This is a genomic window from uncultured Gilvimarinus sp., from assembly GCF_963975215.1.
Classification (GTDB): domain Bacteria; phylum Pseudomonadota; class Gammaproteobacteria; order Pseudomonadales; family Cellvibrionaceae; genus Gilvimarinus.
Genome location: NZ_CAXBFW010000008.1, coordinates 57,227 through 73,236 on the forward strand (window position 1 = coordinate 57,227; position 16,010 = coordinate 73,236).

At 54.4% G+C, this 16,010-nt stretch carries 12 protein-coding genes; 4 read left to right on the forward strand and 8 right to left on the reverse strand.

Going from position 1 to position 16,010, the window contains the following annotated elements; genetic code table 11:
- The first annotated feature begins 1 nt into the window (after position 1).
- Both AAC019_RS07650 and AAC019_RS07655 read left to right on the forward strand, forming a co-directional pair.
- Positions 2 to 1,222 carry a hypothetical protein gene (locus AAC019_RS07650; protein ID WP_339898071.1) on the forward strand — a complete coding sequence of 407 codons (1,221 nt, stop codon included), beginning with the start codon at positions 2 to 4 and terminating at the stop codon, positions 1,220 to 1,222.
- Positions 1,223 to 1,470: 248 nt separating this feature from the next.
- On the forward strand, positions 1,471 to 2,190 hold the full coding sequence (locus AAC019_RS07655; protein ID WP_339898072.1) for a 16S rRNA pseudouridine(516) synthase: 720 nt from the start codon (positions 1,471 to 1,473) through the stop codon (positions 2,188 to 2,190).
- 539 nt (positions 2,191 to 2,729) lie between these two features.
- Here AAC019_RS07655 and AAC019_RS07660 read toward each other — a convergent pair.
- The 8 genes from AAC019_RS07660 to AAC019_RS07695 form a co-directional block, all read right to left on the reverse strand.
- Entirely contained in the window at positions 2,730 to 3,716 is a 987-nt protein-coding gene (locus AAC019_RS07660; protein WP_339898150.1) for a glycoside hydrolase family 43 protein, read from the reverse strand.
- Positions 3,717 to 3,956: 240 nt separating this feature from the next.
- On the reverse strand, positions 3,957 to 5,165 hold the full coding sequence (gene manD, locus AAC019_RS07665) for a D-mannonate dehydratase ManD (RefSeq protein WP_339898073.1): 1,209 nt from the start codon (positions 5,163 to 5,165) through the stop codon (positions 3,957 to 3,959).
- 147 nt (positions 5,166 to 5,312) lie between these two features.
- The gene (locus AAC019_RS07670; RefSeq protein WP_339898074.1) at positions 5,313 to 6,239 is read right to left on the reverse strand and encodes a diguanylate cyclase; all 927 of its coding nucleotides are present in this window, start codon (positions 6,237 to 6,239) and stop codon (positions 5,313 to 5,315) included.
- 36 nt (positions 6,240 to 6,275) lie between these two features.
- Positions 6,276 to 6,683: a GNAT family N-acetyltransferase gene (locus AAC019_RS07675; RefSeq protein ID WP_339898075.1), complete on the reverse strand. Its 408-nt coding sequence runs from the start codon at positions 6,681 to 6,683 to the stop codon at positions 6,276 to 6,278.
- A 143-nt stretch (positions 6,684 to 6,826) separates the two neighbouring features.
- Positions 6,827 to 8,353: a hypothetical protein gene (locus AAC019_RS07680; protein ID WP_339898076.1), complete on the reverse strand. Its 1,527-nt coding sequence runs from the start codon at positions 8,351 to 8,353 to the stop codon at positions 6,827 to 6,829.
- Between the two features lie 152 nt (positions 8,354 to 8,505).
- Complete coding sequence (locus AAC019_RS07685; protein ID WP_339898077.1) at positions 8,506 to 8,934, reverse strand: DUF6491 family protein; 429 nt, start codon at positions 8,932 to 8,934, stop codon at positions 8,506 to 8,508.
- 162 nt (positions 8,935 to 9,096) lie between these two features.
- Positions 9,097 to 11,982 carry a glycosyl hydrolase 115 family protein gene (locus AAC019_RS07690; RefSeq protein WP_339898078.1) on the reverse strand — a complete coding sequence of 962 codons (2,886 nt, stop codon included), beginning with the start codon at positions 11,980 to 11,982 and terminating at the stop codon, positions 9,097 to 9,099.
- 549 nt (positions 11,983 to 12,531) lie between these two features.
- Positions 12,532 to 13,260, reverse strand: coding sequence for an NUDIX domain-containing protein (locus AAC019_RS07695; protein WP_339898079.1), 729 nt, complete (start codon positions 13,258 to 13,260; stop codon positions 12,532 to 12,534).
- 280 nt (positions 13,261 to 13,540) lie between these two features.
- Here AAC019_RS07695 and AAC019_RS07700 point away from each other — a divergent pair, with 280 nt between their 5' ends.
- Entirely contained in the window at positions 13,541 to 15,028 is a 1,488-nt protein-coding gene (locus AAC019_RS07700) for an FGGY family carbohydrate kinase (RefSeq protein ID WP_339898080.1), read from the forward strand.
- An 11-nt stretch (positions 15,029 to 15,039) separates the two neighbouring features.
- Positions 15,040 to 15,960 (forward strand): aldose epimerase, encoded by a 921-nt coding sequence (locus AAC019_RS07705; RefSeq protein WP_339898081.1) that lies wholly within the window; start codon positions 15,040 to 15,042, stop codon positions 15,958 to 15,960.
- The last annotated feature ends 50 nt before the right edge of the window (positions 15,961 to 16,010 follow it).

Here is a 16,010-nt window from a genome sequence, read left to right on the forward strand (position 1 = left end):
CATGGATCGCCCGTCGCCCGATCAGGCCAGCTCCACATTGGCCCCTATTGAAATTGGCTTGGTCATTATTGGCCGTGTGGATCGGATTGATAAGCAGGCCATTCAGTCTGCGCGCGAGCAGCTGTTAGCTTGGCTACAATCTCAGTTCCCCCAGTTTGCGTGGCGGATTAATGCGGTTCAGCGGGAGGAAGTGCCGCTGAGTATTCGCCAGGAGCCCTCGGCTTTGTTGCGCGATGGCAGTGATCTGCGAGATGCCGAAGGCTGGGATTTTGCCATTTTGTTTACCGCCGCGGATTTAACCTGCCGTTACAAACCTTATTCTATCGCTGTGACCTCCAGCGCGCTGGACTTAGCCGTAGTGTCTACCAACCGGATTGATCCGCATGCCTTTGATGCTGAGGTAGACGAAAACGAGCGAATAAGCACAGTGGCGCAACGCTTAACCACGTTGTGCATTCGGTCACTAGGGCACCTTAACGGCCTTGCGGTGGCTAGAGATGAAGGTAACTTTATGCACGTTCCCTCATCGCCAAAGGCACTGTCTGAGATGCGTGAATTTGACAGTGGTCAACTCAGTGCAATTGAGCATAATCTGTATCAAATTGCTGACCCGCGCCTGGAAGAAACCCAAGCGGCGAGCGAGTTGTCGCCCTGGCGATTTTACTTGCAGTCTGCCTACATTAACCGGCACGAGATTTTTGGCGCGGTTGTGCACGCTCGCCCCTGGGAATTTCCGTTGCGATTATTGCGCCTAACGGCTGCGGCGGTTTCAACAACCACGCTGCTAATGCTCACCGCAGAAACCTGGCATTTAGCTTCCCACCAGAGTATTACCAAGCTCGCTATGCTACTGGGGTTTGTATTGCTTATTACAACTGCCCTGGTGGCCGTTAGGCAGCGTTTGTTAATTCAAAGGCGCCGGTCGCTTATGAGAGAGCAAATTGTCATTACCAATGTTTCGGCGGTGGTGATCGTATTAATCGGCCTTGCTACCACAGCCGCCGCTCTTCTTGCGCTCAATGTATCGGCCGGCTTCTTTCTATACGCTCCCAGTTTAGTCGCATCCTGGATTGAGTCGGATATCGGCATGGCTGTATCCACTATCTATTGGCAAGTGGCTTTGTTCGTTACCACATTGGGGTTATTTATTGGCGCTTTAGGGGCCACTTTCGAAGCGCAGCACCACTTTCGTCATGTGGTTTTTGTGGATGAAGAAATATGATTACTTTACTCGTAGGCTAAACTATCTTGGCCGACATTATCTTTGGATCTGAAGCTACGTATGTTTTCTGGCTGTATCCATTATTATTTTAACGTTTTTATCTATTTAAAATGCTAAGACGTCAATTAAGTTCGCTCCTGCGGAGCTAGGCCTGGCTCCGCTCGGCCGTTGTTGGTAGCATTAAATCTTTCAGCCTTCGCCTCGATGCTTAAGCGCTTTGAGCATTGCCCGATAAGTTTACGTATTCTATGAAGTCTAAAACGAGCCGCCTAGACCGCTTTATTTTTCGGCATAGTGAGTTTTCTATGTCGGATGTTCGGCTGTTGTTGGCGCAGGGGCGGATTGTGGTTGATGGTTGTGTGGCCCAATCTATCCAACAAAAGGTCACGGAGTTTTCTCGCGTTGTATTGGATGATAAATGCCTGCAAGACAGGCAGCCTATTTACTTGATGTTACACAAGCCCAAAGGGGTGGTTAGCGCGACCAAAGACGGCAAACACACGACGGTGCTGGATTTGATTAACCACCCGAAAAAGCATGAGCTGCATATTGTGGGCCGCCTTGATTTTAATACCACCGGGTTGGTGCTGCTCACCAACAATGGCGCCTGGTCACGCCGCATCAGTTTGCCTGAGACAAAACTTAAGAAAGCCTACGAGGTGACGGTGTCGAAGCCGTTGGATGATACCTATGTGGCTGCGTTTCGCGAGGGGGTTTACTTTGCTTACGAGGACATTACGACTCAGCCTGCCGAGTTAGAGGTTCTCTCTGATTACACGGCGAGGTTGTTTTTAACCGAAGGCAAGTACCATCAGGTAAAGCGAATGTTTGGCTTTTTTGATAATGAAGTGCTGGCGTTGCATCGGGTTTGCGTCGGGCCTATATCTTTAGGTGCGCTTGAAGAGGGTCGCAGCAGAGCACTTACGGCGAACGAGGTGGCAATCGGTGAGACTCTTGGCGCGCTGTAAATGAGACGGCGGCACCATAGCGAGCCTGGGCACGCTATGGTGAGTCGTCACCGGTTAAAAACCGATAAAATAAAACGCCCGTTTTACTGGCCTAAAACATTGGTGCTGGACTTTTTGGCGACCTTTGCGGCTTTTTTCTCTTTTGCTGTTAACAGCGGTTTCTTTTTGCTGTTTTTCTTACTGTCTTGTCCTTTACTCATGATTTGTTCCTTTTAAGTTGCCCTTAAAGCTCATGTCGATGTTAGCCAGTGCAAGGGCTACTACTGGCCACAAAAAAACGTCAAATTGCGGCTTACAACATCAGTATGGCCCTATGGCCGGGTAATAGATAGCAATAGCGTATGGCTGGTAGGTTAAGCGCATTAGTGTTGCAGTGGCCCTATCCGAAGGGGCCTTAGCTGCAGTAACCGACTAAAAGGTAGCCGCGATCTCTGCTGGAGGGGGTAGGTTAATAACGGGTGCTACGTGGGTGGTGGTTAAGCTTTAGCGCATAAAAAAGCCGGGGCATTTGCCCCGGCTTTTTTGTTTAACGCGAGGCTTTAATCAGCAAAGGCGTTAACCGTTTCGATGCTGCCGTCTTCGTTGTGCTGAATGGGCATCATTTTTACGTTGCGCAGGTGAGTCTGGCCACCCGAGAGTTGCGTGTCGTGATAAAAAACGTACCACTGGCCGTTAAATTCGGCAATGGAGTGGTGGTTGGTCCAACCCAGCACTGGCTCTAACACAACGCCTTGATAGGTGAATGGGCCGTAGGGGTTGTCGCCCGTGGCGTAGGCGATGTTGTGGGTATCACCGGTAGAGTACGAGAAGTAGTAAGTGCCGTCGTACTTGTGTATCCAGGCGGCTTCAAAAAAGCGCTTCTCGTTATCGCCGTGTTTGATGGGCGTGCCGTCGGTATCGAGCAGCATTACTTCTTTTGGCTCTTCGGCAAAGCTGAGCATGTCGTCGCTCATTTTGGCAATCAGTGGCGCAATCGCGGGCTCGTCATCGGCGGGGTAGATGTCTTCGGCTACGTATTCACCGGTGGTCCAGCGCTGCAGTTGCCCGCCCCAGATGCCGCCAATGTACATGTAGTACTCGCCATCGGTGTCCTGGTAAACAGTTGGGTCCATGCTGTAGCTTCCCTCGATCGGCTTGGGCTCAGCGGTGAAGGGGCCGGTTGGCGAGTCGCTAACGGCGGCGCCAATACGAAAGATACCGTCGTAATCTTTGGCCGGGAAATACAAATAGTATTTATCGCCTTTGCGGGCTGCATCGGGTGCCCACATTTGTTTTTCGGCCCAGGGCACATCGTCTACATCCAGTACCACGTCGCTAAGGGTAACTTCACCGCCAGCTTCGGTCATCGACAGAACATAGTAGTCACGCATGGCAAAGTGCGCGCCCGTGTCATCCATGGGGATGTCGGTTTCGATATCGTGCGAGGGGTAAATGTACAGGGTGTCGTCCCATACATGGGCCGATGGGTCGGCGGTGTAAATCTCGGTGACCAGCGGCTGCGATACGAATTCGCGCTCGGCCGCCATGCGCCGGTTTTCGGCTTCTTTGGCCACCACATCGGGCACTTCTTCCGCGCTAGCTGTGGTGGCTTCGGCGGGTGCTTCGTTAGGGGTGGCGATACTTTGGCTTTCTTGTTCGCTACAAGCGGCCATAGCGGCCAGCATCGCAAGCAGTGTCAGATTTTTTTTAAATTGCATGACAGTCTCCGGTTATCGTTTTAGGTTGTCAGATAGTTGGTGTTAAAAATGTAGTCGTTAGTCGCTTATTTACCAGTGCCACAGGGTGCCGTCCTCAAGCCGGTTTACCGGTAGGCAGGCACGTTTATAGGGGTATTTGGCGGCCTCGGCTTCATCGATGTCTACCCCGTGGCCGGGTGTCTCGCCCGGGGTAAAATAGCCATCTTTAAACTCATAGGCGCGGGTAAATACCGACTCCATCAGCGGGCTGTGGGGCATGTGCTCCTGTACACCAAAGTTGGGCACCCAGTAATCAAAGTGTAGCGCGGCCCCCATGCACACCGGCGAGAGGTCGGTTGCACCGTGAAACCCCGTGCGCACATGGTAGAGCGAGGCTAAATCGGCAATGCGGCGCACGTGGGTGATACCGCCACCGTGGACAATGGTGGTGCGGATATAGTCGATCAGCTGGTTCTCGATCAGCTCACGGCAGTCGTGAATGCTGTTAAACACTTCGCCCACCGCAATGGGGGTGGTGGTGTGCTGACGAATCAGCTTAAAGCCTTCCTGGTTTTCGGCCGGTACGGCATCTTCCAGCCAAAACAAATGGTAGGGCTCCAGCTCTTTGCCCAGCCGTGCGGCCTCGATGGGCGTTAGCCGGTGGTGAACGTCGTGGAGTAGGTGCAGATCGTCGCCAAACTCATCGCGAATGGCTTTAAAGAGTTTGGGGGTAAAGTTTAAATATTTCTCGGTAGACCACACAGACTCGGTAGGCAGATCGGCATCGGCGGGCTCGTAGGCTTTGCCCTCTTTGGCCACGCCGTAGGTGCTGGCCACACCGGGAATACCGCACTGCACGCGAATCGCCTGATAGCCGGCATCGCGGGCGCGGGCCACGGCCTCCAGGGTAGAGGGCAAGTCTTTACCGTTGGCGTGGGTGTAGGCCATGATCCGGTCGCGGCTGCGCCCCCCCAGCAGCTGGTACAGGGGCATATTGGCGAGCTTGGCTTTGATATCCCACAGGGCGGTATCGATACCGGCCAGCGCGGTCATGCCCACCGGGCCGCGACGCCAATAGGCCCCGCGGTAGATAAACTGCCAGATATCTTCAATGCGCTGTGGATCGCGGCCGATAAGCGCCGGAAGCAGGTAGTCCTCTAAATAAGACACGACGGATTTTTCACGGCCGTTTAGGGTGGCGTCGCCAATCCCGTAAACGCCTTCATCGGTGGTGACTTTAACGGTGACAAAGTTGCGGCCGGGGCTGCAAACAATCACTTTGGCTGCGGTAATTTTCACGCCGGGGAGTTCCTCATGCACTTGGGTGGCGCTCGGTGTGCGCCTTGTTGTTTCTTATAGTCAATAAAACCATAAGATTAGCGATGTTTTGTCCAAACTACAAGCCCGTTTCGCCTGTGGGGCCAGAGCTTGGAGTCAGGCCCGGCGCTAACCGTTGACGATTTTGTTGCGGCCGTTTTGTTTGGCCCGGTACAGGCTTTGATCGACGCTTTGAATAAATGCCTTGGGCGAGTCGGTGGGCTTGGGGGTAATGGTGCCAACTCCCTGACTGACGGTGACCACGGGGCCGGTGGCGGAGGTTGGGTGGGGCAGTTGCTCTTTAAAAATAAGGTCGCGGCAGCGCTCGGCCACTTTGGCGGCGGCCGCGGCGTCAGTCTCGGGCAAAATTAGCATAAACTCTTCGCCACCGTAGCGGGCAAAGAAGTCCCGGTGGCGGGTGGCGCCCTGACACAGTGTTTTGGCAACTTGCCTAAGGCAGTCGTCGCCCTGAATATGGCCAAAATGGTCGTTGTATTGCTTAAAGTAGTCGATATCAAAAATGATTACCGACAAGGGCTGGCTGTTGCGCCGTGCCTCGCTCCACTCTTTATCCAGCACGGAGTCGAGCATGCGGCGGTTGGCGACGCCGGTTAAGCCGTCTTTAAAGGACAGTTCTTCGAGCTCTTGCTGCAGGGTGACCAGCTTGTCTTCAATTTTTTTGCGCTCGCTGATGTCAAACATAAAGCCCACCAGTGATTCGACGGTACCCTCGGTATTGCGCACTACATGTACGACATCGCGAATCCAGAGGTAGCTACCGTCGGCGCACAGGGCGCGGTAGTCAGCCTCGTGATCGACGCCCTCTTTAGATTGCGAAATACAAAAGTTAACCACCCAGTCGCGATCCTCCGGGTGCATGCGCTCGGCCCAGTCGTTGGCGCTGATCCAGCTGGCGGCGCTCCAGCCCAGCAGTTTTTCAATCTGTGGGCCGATGTAAGCAAAGGTCATGGTTTCCCAGTCGATTTTCCAGGGGATGGCGTTGGTAGACTCCAGCAGTGTCTTGTAAAAAGCGGCGTCTTCCGGGGTATTGCTCATGGGCGCAGTGCTCGTAGGTTGTGGGTGTTGTGGCGGTTACAGGCGTTTGGCCATTTTGACGTAATCGACGCCGCCTTTGCTAAAGGGCTCGCTCTCTACTGCCATGCCAAAGCGGCTGTAGATGCCCGTGGCCGAGGAGCGCGCGTCGCACCAAAAGCGCTTGGCATCATGGTCTGCTTTTAGTTCATCCAGGATATGGGCCAGCAGTGCACTGCCAATGCCCTGGTTTTGATACTCGGGCAGGGTGGCAAATTTGCGCAGGCGGGCGTCGCCGCCCTCGATAAAGATCGAGGCGACGCACACCAGCTTGTCGTCGATAAAAGCGCCATAGTGCAGGGCGTTTTCGTCACCGCTGATGCGGCAAAAATCTTCAGTACGGTCGGGCCAAAGCACGAGGTGACGTAGCGGTAGGACTTGGTCAATATCAATTCGTGCTAACTTCATAAACGGTTTCCGGGATTAAGTCGTTTTTATCAGTAAAGGGCCTGATGCTGAACCGGCCCTGAATGCCTGCAGCGAAATGCGACAGACATTCAGTGTAGACGATCCTTGCGGCAAAGTGTCAAGCGCTGCAGTGCCGCCAGCTGCTAGTCGCGCAGCTGGGTATTGCTGACAAACGCGATCTGCTTGCCATCGGGTGACCAGCTGGGGACATTAATACTGCCCTGACCGCCATACAGGTAGCCAATAATACTGGGCTCGCCGCCGCTAACGGGTATTGCCCGTAAGTACACATGACGATAAAACGGGTGATCTCCCGAGTCTATATCATCCATATATGACAAAAATACGAGCGTTTTGCCATCGGGTGAAACATGGGGAAACCAGTCGTTATAGCGGTCAAAGGTGAGTTGCTCCTGACCGCCGCCGTCCGGGTTCATACGCCATAATTGCATGGTGCCGGTGCGGTTGGAGTTAAAGTAGATCTTGCTGCCATCGGGGCTGTACTCCGAGCCATCATCCAGCGTTTTGGTGTCGGTTAGCTGAGCTTCGGCGCCGCTGGCAATATCCACCGAGTAGATATCGTACTGGCCCTTGCGCTCGGCGGTAAAGATCAGTGACTGGTCATCGGGGGCAAAGCCGTGCAGGTACGAGTGACCCACGCCGGGCTTGGTGATTTGGCGGGGCGTGTCACTGCCGGTTAGTGGAAGCGTATACAGCGTAGAGCGGCCGTCCTCTTCAGCGGCATGATGACTAATACCAATGTGAGTGCCGTCCCAGGATAAAACGTGATCGTTATTGTTGTTGTCGGCAAAGCCGGTGTTTAGCTCGCTCACCTGAGCGGCGTTAATGTCGTAGTTATACAGTAAGCCATCGGCGTTAAAAATTAGGGTGCGCCCGTCGTGGGTCCAGTTGGGCGCCTGAATGGAGTTGGGCGCGCGATAGACAATACGCCGGTTAAAGGTGTCCATATCCATAATCTCAAGATTACTGCCGATATAATCCTGGTAGGGGGTAAAGTCCGGTGCGGCCGGTTTAATAATTCGCACGTTGTTAAAGTGGGCGGTTTCTATGGCATCGGCGTTGTGAGCGCAAACCGCCAGCCCCACCTGCAGCGTGTCGCTGAGTTCAAGGTGAGAGACCTGAGCAACCTGAAACGGCTCGCCAAATTTTGCCGCCGAAAAAATATAAGTGTCGCCGCGGCGCTCTAGCTGAATGACATCCGGGGCCTTGACGCTAAGGCGGTACTCTTGGGTACTGGCGTCGGTGGTGGCGCGAAACTGCAGGGCGGCCAAGCCGTCGCCGTGGACACCGGCAAACACATGGGCGGCATTGGGGGCCAGGCTTTCGCGTACATCCCAGCCGGCTTTGCGGTGCGGGTCGACGCCATCGCCTTGAAACGCCACCTGGGCGCGAACGATAAAGTCGCCCGATAACTCGTTATACAGCAGGCTTAACTCGTCGTTGTCCTGCCACATATTTTTGCCCGAGGCACTGATGGTGTAGCTCTGGGGTTGGGCATGGAAGCTTGCCTCGCCTTGGTGCGCGACATTGCCGATATCGGCCTGAGCCGCAAATTGACCAATATCCTCGGCCTGAGCGGACAAACTAATCCCCGCCGCCAAGACCGCCCCCAGTGAAATAGGTTGCCAGTGTATTAAATGATTAAGCATGTGGTCTCCTGTTATGGTCTAGCCGCTAGAGCATGGCGTAGCCTGTGAGGGGCTGACAGTTTAGATTTGTAAAATAAACCTAACCGGCAAGGGGCGCAGGGCAGGGGCGGCCCCGACAATAAATAGCCGGGGCCGCTAGCGCACAGAAAGAGTTACTCGGCTTGCTCGGCGGCGGCTTTGCGCGCGGCGATGGCGGCATCGTGAGCGGCAAAGGCCTCTTCGCGGTTTTCAAACTCAAACATATTGCGAATGGTGCAGTTGTCACCACCGGTGCGCACGTGATCCATCCCCCCGCCGCACACTTCATAAAAGCGGCTGCTGAACATGGCCCGTGCCGACACCTCAAGATTGTTGCAGCCGGGTAATACGGTGGCCAGATAATAGTTGTTACGGGCGTCGATGGAGATGACGTCTTGCTCGAGCACACCGTAGCCGCGGATGTCACTGGTGTCGACGCAGGCGCGACCGTCTTGCCCGGTAGTTTCGAGCAGGGTAGTCGAGATATTGGGCATTGGTGTGGTGCTGCAGCCCGCAAGCACGGCGAGCGCTAAGATACTCGCTAAGCGATAGGGTAATGTCATGGAGGTTCCTCCGTAGCTATGGATAGGACGTTTTAAGTTTATACCCAAGTGTAGACACTTTTTTTTCGGTACATTTTTATTTGCCGCGAAAAAAAGGTAAAAAAAACCCCGGTGGATCGCTCCGACCGGGGAAAGCTTCCTGAGGTTGCTCCAGGGTTAGGTCTATCGGTGGTGGCTCTCGGGTGGGCCGAGATAGCTAGGGCGTAAACCGCCGGTGTCGATAATCAGTTTTTGCAGGGTCACGCCCGGGTCAATGGCGTAAATACGCAGTTTATGGTGACCGGGTTGGTCGATCTGATGCACACTGCTGGCCCGCCGGACGCCGTCACTGACCGCTTGTGCCCATGCTTGTTGAGACAGGTCCGCCAGGATGTCGACAACCTGAGGTTCGGCGTCGTCGAAGGCCACGGCGTAGCGCAAACCGCGCTCTGGCACAAAATTCAGGCTGGGGGCAAACAGGCCGGTGAGGGTGACTTCGCCGCTGCTAAACAAATACACGTCGTACTCAACCCAGGGCGCATCAGTGCCGCCACTAAACTCGGTGTCGCTTACCGGAAACACAGAAATCGAACCATTGGTTCGGCCCAGCTGCTCAATGGTTTGCCATTCGGCGCCGGCCACCGCTTGTTTGCGGGTGTAGTGGGGCGTCTCGATACTGATAACGCCACCGGCCTCGACAAAGCCTTTGACCTCGCGGCGTTGCTCTGGCGTGGGCACAAGTGCATTAATATTAATGTTGGCGCCGCCCCACCCGGTGCCCTTAATCAGTAGACGGGCTTGCTGTTGTCCGGTGGGGGCCTGATCCCAATTAATGCTTACGTATACCCGCTCGCTGACTTCGACTTCGCCCTCGGTGCGGCTCACTGAAATCCAGTCGGCACTGGGGGTGGCGCTAAACTCAAAAGGTTCGGTGCCGCGGTTATAAATATCCACGTAATAGCTGGTGGGCCCGTAGGGGCTAAACTCAGGCAGTGCGAGCGCACCGGCTTCGGGCCACGCCTCACTCATACCCTCTACCGCGACGCCCATATCAGCGGCGGCGTTGGCCTGGTAGTGGTAAGTGACCGGCATGGTATTCGCGGGCGGATTGTTCCAGTGGGTATAGCCAATATGGGGTTGCGCCATAAAGTGATTCCACTTGCCGCCATTAAGGTCGTGGTAGCGCTCGGTAAGTTCGGCATCGGCTTCAAACAGCTCGTTTGCCCGCTCGGCATAAAGGTTGGCATTAGCGCGGGCCTGGTTGGCGTACAGGCGGTTTTTGGCCGTGACGTTGTACAGCTCGTTAACGATGTAAGTGGCGGTTACCGGGTGCAGCACCAACTGGAAAAACGCATCCCGCTGGGCGCGGGGTATGTCGTCGTAAATGGCCTCGGCTTTTTCCAACAGCTCGGTCAGCTCGGCGCTGATGCGATCGGCCTCGTTGTAATGCAGCTGGCTGTAAGTGTCGGGTGACATAAGCTCGGGCTTACGGCGACCGTTGTGACGGGTGTAGCCACTGATTAATTGCTCGATCTCGGTGGCGTGCTCCGGGCCAAATTCGCGCTCGGCCCACAGCGTGCCAAACTCGGTGATGCGCTCTTTGGGCCAGTCGGCCGGGTCCCACGCCAGGCGTAAAAAATACTCCATGGGAAATTCTTGCGGCTTTAAATCGCCCACGTTAACGATCCAGATGCGATCGGCTTCAAAGGCATTGGCTAAATTCATTTGCTCCCAAATTTTGGCAATGGGGGTGACGTTCATCCAGCGGTAGGAGCGCGGGCCGCCGACGTAATCGAAGTGGTAGTAAACCCCGGCACCGCCGCTGCGCTCGCGCTCGGCCGGTGTCGGTAGGCGGCGGATATTGCCCCAGTTGTCGTCGGCCCACAGCAGGGTGACATCATCGGGTACGCGCATACCGTTTTCGTAGTAGCCCTGCACTTCTTTGTACAGCGCCCACAGTTGCGGCACGTCACTGACATCGCGATCGTTAAACACCTCGGAGAGTATCTTGCGCTGATCTTCGACGATGGTTTCCAGCAGCCCGATGTTTTGCTCTTCGCTCATGGGGGTGTCTTCCTGACCGCGCATACCCATGGTAAAAATACTGTCGTATGGTTTGTTGCGCTTGGCGCCGGCGCGCCAAAATTTAGCGAGTTCCTCTGGGTTGGTGGCGTAGTCCCACTCGCCTTTACCGTAGCGGTTCCACTCTTTGTCGGCGCGCATCATCGGCTCGTGATGCGAGGTGCCCATCACAATGCCGTGCTCGTGAGCGCGCACCATGTTTAGCGGGTCGTCATCGTTAAAGGCGTTGTTCCACATGGCCGGCCACATATAGTTGGCCTTTAAGCGCATTAGCAGCTCAAACACATGCTCGTAAAACTCGTGATTATAGTTGCCGAACTTTTCGTTCACCCAGCCGGTTAGCGCGGGCGCTTCATCGTTTAAAAAGATGCCGCGGTATTTAACTTTGGGCGCGTCAGTGACCCGGGTGCTGGCTTTAATGGTGAGGTCAGCCGATTTTTTTACCGGGACATCGGCCCACCAGTACCAGGGCGAAACACCAATTTGTTCGCTGATATCGTATAAACCGTAAGCGGCGCCGCGACGGTCACTGCCTGCTACGACCAGCGCTTGTTCGACACCCGCCACGGGGTTTTGCACCACTTGTATTAAATAGCCCTCCCAGCGGTCGGCGATATCGCTGACATCAATTTTTTGCTGGACAATTAATTGGTCAATAATGTCGCTGCGGCCGATCTCGCCGACAATAACCGCCTGCTTACCGAGCTTACCGAGCTTGCTGAGGTCGTGGGTAATGGTGGCTTTCTCGCCGGTAACGCGTTTAATGTCGGCTTTTAAATCATCCAGCGCCAGGGTGATGGCGCTGTCGGCATTGGCGTCGTGATACAAGGTGGCGGTTTTGCGCCCGTCCACCAGACGCAAATCGCTCGCCTGTGGGGTATCCGCCAGATAGCTTGGTTCACCCAGCGCCTGAGCGTTGCACGCGGCAATACTCATGCTGGCGAAGGCCGCTAGTTGGAGAAGTTTTTTGGCGTGGCGTATTAGCATTATCTAAGCTCTGTGTTTCTGGTCGCGATGTCGATCGGGTTAATGGGTGCCGTTCTCTTCTGTGGTGGCGCTCACCGTCAGAAAGTGAAAAGTTGCACCATTACTGGTTGTTATTGACAAGCACACGGTAAACCACAGGACGGCGATAGGGACTATCGTCTTGCAGCCCTTGGTTGTCTCTCGGCGAAGAAACAAAACCGTTAACTCAGTGGCGCGTGCGTGTGTTGCAATGCTTGACGTCGTACGTCGGTTACGACGTTATTGTTATTTTGTGTTGCTTTTTATCCTGTTTGTTACAGCAATATTGGCTACTCTGTGGCGTTTTTTAACGGGCAGTAATGGGTGCGTCTGGGTGCGCCATTGGCGTATTATTTATCGCCTTATAGTCAGATAAACCATAAGATAGTCAAAAAAACACCAAAGCTCAAGGGCTTAAGCCAAAAAAATTAAAATAATGCGGTGTTGGGTGTGACGGAGGGTAGGGCGAGAGCGAAAACGGCCAGAGACAGTTAGTCATCTGGCCGTTTTCGTTTATCGCTTAGGCGCCTATTAGATTTCGAAGGCGAAGCCTTTTTCGGTCAGAGCCTGGTAGGCCAGCTCATCAAAGCGGTACAGCTTGGCGGCGCGGTGGGCGACCCCCTGTTGTTTTTCTTCGCAGCTGGCCAGTAGGTTCATTTTCATGATTTTGCGGCGGAAATTGGGTTTGTCGAGCTTGGTGCCCAGTATGCCTTCGTACAGCTCTTGCAGCTCCAGCAGCGTAAATTTCTCTGGCAGCAGGTTAAAGCCGATGGGCCGGCGGCGTACCTGTTGTTGTAAAAACTCGATACCGTACTGCAGGATCTCGGCGTGATCGTAGATGAGCTCGGGTAGCTCACGCACGCTAAACCAACTTGCGTCGGCAGCATTGTTGCCAGCGACTAGACTATAGTCCTCGGCGCTTACCAGAGCGTAGTAGGCAATGGTAACCACCCGCTCGCTGGGAAACCGGTCGAGGCGGCCAAAGGTTTTGAGCTGCTCGAGGTAAAGGTTTTGCACACCGGTGAGTTCGTGCAGATGTCGGGAGGCGGCGTCACGCAGGTTTTCATCGTAGCGAATCCAGCCCCCGGGCAGCCCCCAGCGGCCTTTACTGATGCCATCGCGGTGCTTAATAAGCATAACGTCGAGTTGGCCGTGATCGAGCCCAAAGATAAGGTTGTCGATGGACAGCGCCTTGATAACGTTATCAGGCGTTCGCGCGGGTTCAACGTGGTTGCTATAGGGGTGATCTGTCTCTGGCACTGTGTAATCCGGCTGGGGTAGTTGAGTAAATATAGGTCAAAACACGAAACGATATTTTCCTATATGATATCATTTTTATATGCAATTGTTTAGGCTGCTCAATTGCCTAGAAAGCTGACTGCCTTGTAAAGCAAGGTAATTTGGACGAAATTGGAGCAAAATTCAAGCAAAAGTCTTGTGGTCAAAAGGACAATAAGGCATACTGGCCGCAAATTAAATGCCCGGGCTGATTAGATTGCTTAGGGTAGAGCCTAAATATTATTACGATAAGTGGAAAGCCATGATATTTCTCGGTCTTGATATCGGTAGTTCATCTACCAAACTCGCGGTTATTGATGGTGCGACCGGCCGTACTCTGGCGGCAGTCTCCTACCCGGAGACTGAGCTGGATATTAGCAGCCCGCAGGCGGGCTTCGCCGAGCAGGACCCCGATACCTGGTGGGATTGCGTTAAGCAGGGGCTGGCTAAAATTGCCGCAACGACCCCAGTTGATTTGCAGCAAATTGAGGCGATTGGCATCTCGTATCAGATGCACGGCCTGGTGCTGGTAGATGAGCAGCAACAAGTGTTGCGCCCCTCTATTATTTGGTGTGACAGCCGCGCTGTACCTTACGGTGAGGCCGCGCGTAACGCACTGGGGGACGACTACTGTTTCGATCATCTGCTGAATTCTCCCGGTAACTTTACGGCGGCCAAGCTGCGTTGGGTGCAAGAGAATGAGCCCGAGTTGTTCGCGCGGGTGCACAAAGCGATGCTGCCCGGTGATTTTATTGCAATGCGTTTGTCGGGCGAGATAACCACAACGCCTTCGGGCTTGTCAGAGGGTACCTTTTGGGATTACCTGGATCGCGCCCCGGCGGCACAGTTGTTGGCTCACTGGGGGATGCCCGCCGAGCTCTTGCCTACCGTTATGCCTAACATTGGCGAGCAAAGTGTCGTCAGTGATACGGTTGCCGCTGAACTCGGTTTAAAAACCGGGGTCAAGATCAGTTATCGCGCTGGTGACCAACCCAACAACGCGTTCAGCTTAAATGTGCTGCAGGCCGGAGAGGTTGCCGCCACTGCCGGCACCTCCGGTGTGATTTACGGTGTTACTGATAATAATGCGGCCGATCGCCAGTCGCGGGTAAACACGTTTGTACACGTAACCGACACAGAGGCCGAGCGGCGCAACGGTGTACTGGTGTGTGTGAATGGCACCGGGCGTTTGTACAGCTGGTTGCGGCAAATGCTCGCTACCGGCGGCGAGGTGAGCTACCCATTGCTGAATGATTTGGCGGCTAAGGTTGCCGTCGGTAGTGAGGGGTTAGTGTTTCATCCGTTTGGTAACGGCGCCGAGCGAATTTATCAAAACCAAAATCTTGGTGCACACATTCGCAATATTGATTTTAACCGCCACGGTTTGGGCCACATGGTGCGAGCGGCACAAGAGGGTATTGTGTTCGCCTTAAACCAGGGCTTTGATGTATTAAAAAGTCTGGGTGGCAGTTGTGAGGTTATTAAAGTTGCCAAAGGCAACATGTTTTTAAGCGATGTGTTTGCCCAAACGTTTGCCAATACCACTCAGACGGCGATTGAAATGTACGATACCGATGGCGCTGCGGGCGCGGCGCGGGGTGCGGCACTCGGCAGCGGTTATTACGCCAGCGCGAGTGAGGCATTTGAAGGGCTGGAGCGCATCAGTGTGATTGAGCCTAATCGCGCCCAGGCGGATGAATATCAAGCGGCCTATCAGGCCTGGCAGGATCAGCTGCCCAGTATCCGCTAAGGCGTTTTGTGATGAGCGATTCAATCCAGTTGCAAGCGGGGCAAGCGCGCTTGACGCTTTATCCCGAGCTTGGCGGCATGATCAATGCTCTTGAGTTTGCAACACCGGATGGTGTGCGCAACGTGATTGATGGCGTGGCGCAAAGCGAGTTGCCCAATAACCCGGGGTATCGCAGTGCGCTGCTGTTTCCGTTTCCCAATCGGCTGCGCGATGGTCGCTTTCAGTTTGGCGGTCGGTCGCATCAGTTTGTGGTAAACGAGGCCGCGACTCAAACGGCGCTGCACGGCTTTTTATGGGCCAAAAAAATCAGCGTTATGGCACAGGAAAAAACGGCCACGGCGCATTCGATTCGGTTGCGGTATGAATGTCGCAACGAGCCGGGGTATCCGTTTGCAGCGGACCTGGAGTTGAGCTATACCCTGCGCTCTGAGGGTGCTTTAGATGTCGAGTTGACGGTGATTAATAGCGACAACTGTGCCATACCTTTTGGTATTGGTTGGCATCCATACTATACCTTGGGCTGTAACCTGGCGGATTGTCAGTTACAGACACCTGCGATGCGCCGTAGCCTTATTGACGCGCGCATGTTGCCTACGGGTGATGGCATAGAGGATGAGCGTTTTCAGTCGTCGCAGAGCTTGGGCGAGACATCGCTGGATAACTGTTTTGCCTTAGATGCCGATATCGAGGGCGACCAGTGTGTCAGGTTTTTTAATCCGGCGGCTGGATTTGGGCTTGAGTTGTGGCAGCAGACTGGCACAAACGGGATGAATTTTCTGCAGTTATACACGCCACCTGAACGGCAGTCGTTAGCCGTTGAGCCGATGAGTTGCGGTATTGATGCATTGAATACTGGTGAGGGGTTGCAAGTGCTTGAGCCCGGCCAGAAGTATCGGGGCGCATTTGGTGTGCGCCTGATCGAGAGTGTTTAACAGAACAAACGATTAACAGACTAAGTGGCGCCTGCGGGATAGCTGCTGAT

Excerpts from the sequence above, each read along its gene's own strand:
- AAC019_RS07675 (WP_339898075.1), bottom strand. The coding sequence starts at position 6,683 with ATGAAGTTAGCACGAATTGATATTGACCAAGTCCTACCGCTACGTCAC.
- AAC019_RS07650 (WP_339898071.1), top strand. The coding sequence starts at position 2 with ATGGATCGCCCGTCGCCCGATCAGGCCAGCTCCACATTGGCCCCTATT.
- AAC019_RS07670 (WP_339898074.1), bottom strand. The coding sequence starts at position 6,239 with ATGAGCAATACCCCGGAAGACGCCGCTTTTTACAAGACACTGCTGGAG.
- AAC019_RS07700 (WP_339898080.1), top strand. The coding sequence starts at position 13,541 with ATGATATTTCTCGGTCTTGATATCGGTAGTTCATCTACCAAACTCGCG.
- AAC019_RS07655 (WP_339898072.1), top strand. The coding sequence starts at position 1,471 with ATGAAGTCTAAAACGAGCCGCCTAGACCGCTTTATTTTTCGGCATAGT.
- AAC019_RS07660 (WP_339898150.1), bottom strand. The coding sequence starts at position 3,716 with ATGGCGGCCGAGCGCGAATTCGTATCGCAGCCGCTGGTCACCGAGATT.
- AAC019_RS07690 (WP_339898078.1), bottom strand. The coding sequence starts at position 11,982 with ATGCTAATACGCCACGCCAAAAAACTTCTCCAACTAGCGGCCTTCGCC.
- AAC019_RS07705 (WP_339898081.1), top strand. The coding sequence starts at position 15,040 with ATGAGCGATTCAATCCAGTTGCAAGCGGGGCAAGCGCGCTTGACGCTT.
- AAC019_RS07685 (WP_339898077.1), bottom strand. The coding sequence starts at position 8,934 with ATGACATTACCCTATCGCTTAGCGAGTATCTTAGCGCTCGCCGTGCTT.
- AAC019_RS07680 (WP_339898076.1), bottom strand. The coding sequence starts at position 8,353 with ATGCTTAATCATTTAATACACTGGCAACCTATTTCACTGGGGGCGGTC.